Below are 8,271 nucleotides of genomic sequence, written 5' to 3'. Positions count from 1 at the left end.
GGCGGGCGGCGTTGCTGTCGCAAGCGCGACGGCAAATGCTCGCGAAGCTCCCACTTGTTCCTTATCCTGCACCAGCTTCGCGAGCATTTTTAGCTGCGTTTGCGACAGCAACGCCGCCCGTCCGCTCGGACGGGATGGCGAGCAGCGTTAAGAAAATGCGATGAGCGAAGCAGCGCCGTTAGGCGCATCTGCGTTATCTGCGTTTTCTTTTTCAGGTATTCCACTCACCACTCACTCACCTACAATGTCCAGAAAAAAGTACCAACGTATACCCCTGATATTCCACTTAAGGATAGGCTCTCTTTTCGGGGGAGGTTTGCAACGAAAAATACCGGATTCCTCCAGAGATAAAAGTATATATCTCCAGATTTCCCATGTTGAAAGAGAAGAGCCATGGGAGATTTTCTTGGTGATTTAAAGAAAGGTCTCAACAAATCCGTTGAAGACCTCAATAAATCCGTAAAAACACTGGAGATTCAGTCAAAGATCAGCAATCTCAAAAAAGATGCCGACGCCGCATATGCCGAGATAGGCAAACGTGCCGTTGCAGAGAACGGCACGGAAAAATACGGTGAACTCGGAGAAAAACTGCAAAAAATCTTAGCAGAGATCAAAACCGAAGAGGAAAAACTTCCCGCCGACGCAGCCGATGCAAAGAAAACAAAAATCTGCCCGGGATGCAGCACGGAAAATCCCGGCGACGCACGGTTCTGCTCCTGCTGCGGCGAGATGCTGGAAGATCAGAATCCCTGATCCGCAAGCAGTTTTTTGAGATCCCCGCACGCAGCAAAGGCCGTATTGTCCAGCGTCAGCGGCGTTACCGACACGCGGTTGTTCCGGAGAGCCGTCACATCCGAATGCGGCTCAGGCGTATAGATCACATCCCCGTTGATCCAGTAGTACGGCTTTCCGCGGGGATCAATCCGCATTTCCACATACGTATCAAACAACCGTGTTCCAAGCGTAGTCACCTCGTAACCCTCCATGCGGCAGGCCGGGATATTGATATTTACCAGATGGCAGTTCTTCGGCAGACCGGACGCAAGAAACATCTGTGTCAGGCGGGCCACCACCTCTTTTGCCTGGGAAAAGTCCTGGGTCGAACAGCGCGGGTCGGTGAACTTACTGCCCTGATCGCTCATCTGCAGCGAGTAGGCAAGCGCCGGAACCCCCTGGTTTGCCGCTTCCATCGCAGCACCAACCGTACCGGAGGTGGTAATCGACTCATACGAAATGTTCTCGCCGAGATTGATGCCGCTCACCACCAGATCGGGTTTAAGGTTCAGCCCGTAGAGGCCGAGCAGCAGCGCGTCCGTCGGCCTGCCCTCCACACTGTAAGCCGCCCGATCGCCGATACGTACCTCGTTCATCCGGAGCGGTTCAAAGATCGAGATCGATCTGCCGACCGCGCTCTGCTGAACCGCCGGCGCGACAACGGTCACATCCGCAAACGCAGACATCGCCTCGTAGGCTGCCCACAACCCGCCGGAGTTCACCCCATCATCATTGGTGAGAAGAATTTTCGGCCGCATTTATTTCCGGCTGCCTTCGAGGAACTCGGCGGGAACCGCGTGGTCAAAGGTTGCACGAACATCCTGCGCCCGCAGATAGCGGATCATCACGTTTACCGCACAGTCTTTCCACTCATCGTTCCACCACTGGCACTCCTCAGCAGTACAGGCACTGCCGTTTCTCATCGGGCATCCGCGTAGTTTATCCATGCTACTATTGTTTCCTTTCTGGGACTATAACTTCTTCCGCGTCTTCTGGTACTCCGCCACCGCGCCGGCACCGGCTTCGCGGAACGCACGGGCAACGCCGGCTGGTCCAAGCTTGATACCGCCGAAGATGCGGGAGACCATAAGGACATGCGAACCGAGATTGTTTCGCTCCATCACCTCGGCAAGCGCACGGCCGGGCGATCCGACCTCGCCGTCGGCACGGCTATCGGTGACGTTTCCGCAGACCATCGCGTAGCAGTGATGGGCGGCTTTTTTGTAGAGTCGGTCGTGAATCTGACGCACCTCTAAAACGTCATCGACGGTATCGATCTCATAGAGATGTGCGTAGAACTTGGACTTTTTTTCATCCAGCCGGACAACGGAGACCTCGCGGACAGCCATTCAGGCATCCCTCACACGGATGAGTGCTGCGCGGAACTCGTCAAGATACTCCTGCATGGAAAGACTTCCTTCCGGAAACGGGCAGTCGGCATCGTAGAGTTTGGCAATCACCGGACGGGTCGGATAAATCTCAACCGGAATCCGTGTTTCGGCAACCGCCGCCTCCATTGCGGCGCGGAAGATGCCGATACAGTAGGCGATGCGCTTTTCATAGGTGAACCTCGTTTTTTCAAGGTATCCGGCAATGCGCCGGGTCTCGATGCGGAGAAAGTCATCTTTGATGCGCTGGTCTCTGACGTTGCCGAGCATGTAGTGGTAGTGGGCATAAGGGTACATCAGCTCAAGCTCGGCGGGAACGGTTCCGCAGGTGCCGAAGATGACAACATGATACTGATCAGTGTCCGGGAACACCTCGCCGAACATTTTGTGAAAGAGCTTGTGGCTCGGGCTTTGGCTGTAGGGTTTGCGGACGGCACAGGGAATGAAGACTGCCGTCTTTCGGGGAGCTACCGGATACTCGTCGATGATGTAGCGGTATGCCTGTTCAAACTGCGGAAGATAGAACGGCGGTTCGGTGAGATCGTGTGCATGATCCTGCATCGGGTCTTACTCCTTTACCTCAAACTCGGCGTCGATAACACCCGGATCTTCGATGGTTTTGCGGGCCGGGGCTTCAGGGAGAAGATAGATTGCGGCGATGTAGATCAAAATGCCGAGAATCACCGAGATGGGAATGGCAACAAGGCACAGGGCGACAAAGAGCAGTCTGATCAGTATTGACGGTATTTTTGTGTATTCGGCGATGCCTCCGCAGACTCCTGCAAGCCAGCGGTTGTTTGCAGAACGGTAGAGGGTATTTTCCATACTGACATATTGTCCTGCTGCAAAAATATAGTTATATGAAGCGTGAGTTACCTGCCTATGCGGTTCTGCCGCCCTGCCCGGTGACGGTTGTCTGTACCTATGATGCCAGCGAAAAGCCGAACGGTCTTGCGGTGTCATGGACGGGGATTGCGGTGTCCGAACCCCCGCATGTGATGATTGCCGTACGGCCCGGACGGTACAGCCATGCGGCGCTGTGCGAACGGGGAGAGTTTACGATGAATATTCCGTCCGAGGATCAGATGCGTGAGGCCGACTACTTCGGGATCACGAGCGGCCGGAAAACGAATAAGTTTGCAGACCTTGGTCTCACGCCCGTACCCGCGGAGCATGTACATGCGCCGATGATTGCGGAGTTTCCGCTGTCGCTGGAGTGCCGGGTGGTGTCGCGGCAGGAGATCGGGTCGCACTCGGTGTTTATCGCGGAGATCCTTGCGGTGCATGCGGAGGAAGGGATTCTTGATGAGAAGGGAAGGATCGATGTGACCGCGATGCGGCCGCTCTCGTATGATCACGCGAAGTATCTGTATCTGGGACAGGGGCCGGTTCTGGGCAGGGCGTTTTCTGCGGGAAAGGAACGGAAAAAAGAGTGAACGGGTAACGGATTATTCCGTCTGTTCGTGCGGGGCGGGAATTTCAAATGCTTTCGCCACATCTTTAAGGAGGTCAACAATCTTCAGGTGCTGGGGGCAGTGCTCCTCGCACGCACCGCATTCGATACAGTCGGATGCTTTGCCGTAGGTTTTGGTGTAGTTTTCGTAGTACTGCTGCTGGGGATAGTAGAAGAGGTCAATGGTCTGCATTTTGTTGTTGTAGAGCGAGAAGTACTTCGGGATCGGAATGTTTTCCGGGCAGGTGTCCAGACAGTATCCGCAGGTGGTGCAGGGGACGGCAATGTTTGCGGTGATGATCGCGGCGGCCTCTTTGATAATCCGGTGTTCTTCGTCGTTGAGCGGGACGAAGTTCTGCATGTATGCGGTGTTGTCCAGCATCTGATCCATGGTGGACATGCCGGAGAGTACCATTACAACACCGTCGAGTCCTGCTGCGTAGCGGATGGCCCAGGATGCGGGGGATGCGTCCGGGTTGTACTGCCGGAACAGTTTTTCCGCTTCTTTGGGGACACCGGCGAGGGTTCCGCCTTTCAGCGGTTCCATGACGATGACCGGAATCTGGTGTTTCCGGGCAACTTCATAGCATTTTCCGGACTGGATGTCGGGGTTGTCCCAGTCCAGATAGTTGATCTGGAGAAGAATGATCTCAATCTCCGGGTGGGCACTCAGTACTTCCTCCAGCAGTTCTGCGTTGTCGTGGTAGGAGATGCCGAGCGTTTTGATCTTTCCTTCGGATTTCAGCTGTTGCAAAAACGAAAAAGTGTGAAGCTTTTGTGCGGTCTGGTAGTTTTCCACATTGACGTTATGCAGGAGGTAGATGTCGAAGTAGTCAACGCCGGCACGCTGAAGCTGTTCTTGGAATACGTTTTCCTGTTCTTCTTCGGTGGAGATTGCAAATATCGGGAGTTTGCTGGTAAGGGTGAAGCTGTCGCGGGGGTAGCGTCTAACGAGGGTTTCACGGATTGCTTCTTCGCTTCCGCCATAGACGTACGCGGTGTCGAAGTAGGAGAAGCCGCGTTCCATGAAGACATCGACCATGTTCTGCAGGGTTTTGCGGTCGATGTCAGTCATGTCGTCGGGGTTGTTGAGCGGCAGGCGCATGAGGCCGAAGCCGAGTTTTTTTGCAAAGGGGTTGTCCATCATAATTCCTGAGGATCAGGTTTTGGGTGGCATACCAATAAGTTTCTCATTGAGGAATGGCACATATTGGGATGTGATAAATGTGTCCGGTTACTCTGTTTTTGGACAGTTTCGCAAAAAAAGAATATTTCTGATGTTATTCTGCGGCAATTTCCACTAACGTTACGGTAAAGATCAGATCTTTTCCTGCGAGTTTGTGGTTTGCATCAAGTGTTACTGTTTTTTCGTCTATCTGGGTGATGGTTACCGGAATCTGGTTGCCGTCACCGAGCTGGATTAAGAGCTGTTCGCCGATCTCTGCGGTGAATCCTTCGCCGAACTCGCCGCGGGGGATGGCGACGATCATGTCATCAGACTTTTCGCCGTAGGCATCCTTTGCGGGGATTTCAATGGTGCGGGTTTCGCCGATCTCCATGCCGAGAACTCCGTTGTCAAAGCCGGGGATCACCATGCCGCTGCCGACGACGAACTCAAGGGGGTCGCGGCCTTCGGATGAGTCAAACTGGGTGCCGTCGGTAAGTGTTCCGGTATAGTGGACGCGTATGGTATTGCCGTTTGTAACAGACATACCGGTCTGTTGGGCGGGGTTGCTATTTCAAGTATGCGGTTTGATCGGTGGTGTACCTTTATTCCTAATCATGGGCTGAAATGCGAGTAATGACGATCATTCGCAGGTAATAAACGAATTTAGGTGCAACTCCGGTTTGATCGGTGGTGTCCATAACGTTCCCAGACCCTTGTGATGTCACGAGACACGAGACACAAAACACGAAACACGAAACAATGGTCTGCGGCGGGGAGGCGGAGGAATTTTTTTGCGGGTTTTTTTTTCTGTTGAAGTTTTTTCCCCTCGGGCTGGTGTTCTTATAGGTTCGGTGACAGATATGAACAACAGGATATCACGGGATCCCGGAAGTATGCGAGTGGTGGACGAGCATTTTTCGGGAGGGTCGGAATTTTTTGCGGGTGTTGTGTGTTCGGTGTTGTGTGTTCGTTCGGTGGTTCCTGTACCGGGGTGTCCGGCTGGTGTGATACGGTTCTGTCTGCGGCATGATGTTGTGGCCGCAGTGGCCTGCGGGAGGTTTCGTATGGTTTTTCCGTTGGGCTGAGTTGTTCGTTTTTTCTTTGGAGATATATGAATCATTACGCCCGCAGCATCAAAATTATTTGATAAAAATAGATTTCATACCCCGCCGTCGCCGCATCGATCGGTACATTGATGTATATCTGGGAAACCCCGTCTTCAGCGGTGACACGTTTTTTTTTCTGTCAGGCGATCCAATGTTTTGCGGGGTCAGCCGTTCGATGATGATTGTGTGCTGTCAGATGTATGTGGATATGTACGAGGGGTAGTTGTAGGATATTGGACATTTTGATAGTTAGGCGATATTTTTGGATTATGTGGGGTATCAATGTAAAAAAATCGCAGGTGATTGAATCCTAAGGTAATAGTATTTAGTACATAATAGAATATAATACCTACCCTGATTTGTTGGGAAAATGGGTGAATCCCCCCAATAGTGCTGCTATTGGGTGTTTTGAAAAAATCACTTCCCACATAAAAAAATTCATTCCAATCATTTTTGAATATTTTTCATCGCAGATTCTCCCGGATTTTCTGTGTAATTCTCACAGGAACAGCCAATATTGCTGTAAAAAAATTTCGTGAAAATATCCTCTTACCTTAGGATTCAATGGCTTTCCCCGTCTGCTGAAAATTTTTCACAGTGTACCATGAAGATCCGGGAGACTTCATATCATGAGTTTACGTGATTATAGCATTACCTCTCTCAGCAAAAACTGTGCCGGGAGACGGAAGTACAGGGTATTTGCAATTTTGGTACTCCTGTTTATCTGTACAACAGGAATCGCTGCAGCCGATACAAGTATTGATATTTCAACAGGAGTTCTTCTTATAAATGAGAGTGGTTACAAACAGGGTTCGACGTTCACTCCATGGAATGGCGAGGATCATGTCCTTACGGTAACCGGTAGTTCTAGGACCAACAACATCACGGTAGAAAGTGGATCCTGCACGCTTATCCTTTCGGGGGTGACGATAACACCATCGAATGCTCCGGCATTATCTGTTCATGCAAGTGACGATGGCGCGGGGGCAAAGGTGACTCTCATGGTGACCGGGGAAAATACGTTGCAAGGCGGGACTGGATGTGCGGCAATTGAAGTGAAAGCAGGGTGGGAGGATGACGGTAACTGGTCAGAGGAAAGAAGCGGTAGTGTGGAGATTCAGGGTTCCGGTACACTGAATGTCACAGGGGGTAACGGATCCAGTTCTGTAGGTGGTGGTGCAGGAATCGGCGGAAACGGGTTTGGTGGAGAGCACGTCAATCCGGATGGTGGGGATTTTGGATCCATCCTTCTTTCCGATACATTCGCGGGAACGATTCATGCTAAGGGGGGGAATCCCTCTAGTCCCCCATCATCATCTGGGGGAGGTGCAGGAGTGGGCGGTGGCGGTGTTGTTGGTAGTGGTTGGGAATATAGTGGAAATATTTCAATTCGTAATGGCACTCTAACTGCTCATGGTGGGAGTGGGAGTTTTTGTAGTGGTGCAGGAATCGGGACCGGGTCAACTGATTCTAATTTTGGATGCGGAAATAGTGTTTGCATCTCCATATCCGGCGGTACCATTACGGCATATGGGGGAGATCGCGCTGCTGGAATCGGTGGAGGTGAAATTGTTACAGGGGGAATCATCGATATATCCGGAGGAAAAATTACTGCGTCTGGCGGATATGATGGGATCTCCTTTGCAGGCGCCGGAATTGGAGGCGGGGATAATGCCGGGTGGACTTCCATAACTATTCGCGGGAACGCCGAGGTTGAAGCACATGCGGGTGGCTATGGTGCAGGGATAGGTGGACAATGGTCAGATAGTAGTTATGAACAAACGATCACCATTACGGATTCGGCGAAAGTTCGTGCATATGGTGGAGATGGACATGGAGGACCTGCCATTGGTGTGGGGAGAATACGTCAGGGTAATGGTAATACAAATATCTCCATCACCAGTACTGAACCGGTTATCGCTGTTGCCGGTCCCAGATCACATGGAATTGGGAGTGGGTATATTCCGAATCAATATGGAGTATATCTCACCATCGATGGAAATACACAGGTGTGGGCGTTTAATCGGGATACCGTGAGACCTGCAATTGACTGGAACAACATCACTGTTGCATCACCGGCAGTAGTAGGGGTAGGATACACCCACTCTGGAGACGGCTTCCCGCCACAGCAAACTCTGCTCACCATCACCAACTCTACCGATCAATCCACGTGGAATTGGATGTATTATCCGGAAGGCAACCCGATCAGAATAGAGATTATCCCAAGTGGAAGTACTCGTGCCGCCGCAACCCACTCTGAGTTCTACAGCGGTAACTGGGCATACATCGGAAACTTGACGAACCCTGGTCCTGAACCAGGACCGGAGCCGGTACCGCCCGCACCCCCGGCACCTCCCGCAGAGGGTGACGGCAACATGGAAA

The 8,271-nt window shown here is 52.0% G+C and carries 9 protein-coding genes and 1 pseudogene; 3 read left to right on the top strand and 7 right to left on the bottom strand.

What is annotated here, in order from left to right; genetic code table 11:
* Positions 1 to 393 precede the first annotated feature (393 nt).
* Complete coding sequence (locus O0S09_RS09695; RefSeq protein WP_268923779.1) at positions 394 to 753, top strand: hypothetical protein; 360 nt, start codon at positions 394 to 396, stop codon at positions 751 to 753.
* On the opposite strand, the gene surE is transcribed toward O0S09_RS09695, so the two are convergent.
* The 5 genes from surE to O0S09_RS09670 are packed head-to-tail and all read right to left on the bottom strand — an operon-like array spanning position 741 to position 2,987.
* Positions 741 to 1,532 (bottom strand): 5'/3'-nucleotidase SurE, encoded by a 792-nt coding sequence (surE, locus tag O0S09_RS09690; RefSeq protein WP_268923778.1) that lies wholly within the window; start codon positions 1,530 to 1,532, stop codon positions 741 to 743. The genes O0S09_RS09695 and surE overlap by 13 nt on opposite strands.
* Positions 1,533 to 1,721, bottom strand: coding sequence for a hypothetical protein (locus O0S09_RS09685; RefSeq protein WP_268923777.1), 189 nt, complete (start codon positions 1,719 to 1,721; stop codon positions 1,533 to 1,535).
* Between the two features lie 24 nt (positions 1,722 to 1,745).
* Positions 1,746 to 2,123, bottom strand: a complete 378-nt coding sequence (locus O0S09_RS09680; RefSeq protein ID WP_268923776.1) for a YigZ family protein — start codon at positions 2,121 to 2,123, stop codon at positions 1,746 to 1,748.
* Positions 2,124 to 2,723 carry a DUF5591 domain-containing protein gene (locus O0S09_RS09675; RefSeq protein ID WP_268923775.1) on the bottom strand — a complete coding sequence of 200 codons (600 nt, stop codon included), beginning with the start codon at positions 2,721 to 2,723 and terminating at the stop codon, positions 2,124 to 2,126.
* Between the two features lie 6 nt (positions 2,724 to 2,729).
* Positions 2,730 to 2,987 (bottom strand): PspC domain-containing protein, encoded by a 258-nt coding sequence (locus tag O0S09_RS09670; protein WP_268923774.1) that lies wholly within the window; start codon positions 2,985 to 2,987, stop codon positions 2,730 to 2,732.
* Positions 2,988 to 3,022: 35 nt separating this feature from the next.
* On the opposite strand from O0S09_RS09670, the gene O0S09_RS09665 reads away from it, so the two are divergent.
* Entirely contained in the window at positions 3,023 to 3,598 is a 576-nt protein-coding gene (locus O0S09_RS09665) for a flavin reductase family protein (protein ID WP_268923773.1), read from the top strand.
* 12 nt (positions 3,599 to 3,610) lie between these two features.
* Here the strand turns inward: O0S09_RS09665 and O0S09_RS09660 are convergent, their stop codons facing one another.
* Both O0S09_RS09660 and O0S09_RS09655 read right to left on the bottom strand, forming a co-directional pair.
* Positions 3,611 to 4,762, bottom strand: a complete 1,152-nt coding sequence (locus O0S09_RS09660) for an aldo/keto reductase (protein ID WP_268923772.1) — start codon at positions 4,760 to 4,762, stop codon at positions 3,611 to 3,613.
* A gap of 133 nt (positions 4,763 to 4,895) precedes the next feature.
* Positions 4,896 to 5,327 (bottom strand): FKBP-type peptidyl-prolyl cis-trans isomerase, encoded by a 432-nt coding sequence (locus O0S09_RS09655; protein ID WP_268923771.1) that lies wholly within the window; start codon positions 5,325 to 5,327, stop codon positions 4,896 to 4,898.
* Between the two features lie 1,191 nt (positions 5,328 to 6,518).
* Here O0S09_RS09655 and O0S09_RS09650 point away from each other — a divergent pair.
* A pseudogene (locus O0S09_RS09650) lies at positions 6,519 to 8,271 on the top strand (hypothetical protein); the annotation flags it as partial.

This window comes from Methanocorpusculum vombati (assembly GCF_026891935.1).
Lineage (GTDB): Archaea > Halobacteriota > Methanomicrobia > Methanomicrobiales > Methanocorpusculaceae > Methanocorpusculum > Methanocorpusculum vombati.
The sequence above is the reverse complement of the archived record's forward strand: the minus strand, read 5'-3'. Positions and strand labels throughout refer to the sequence as shown.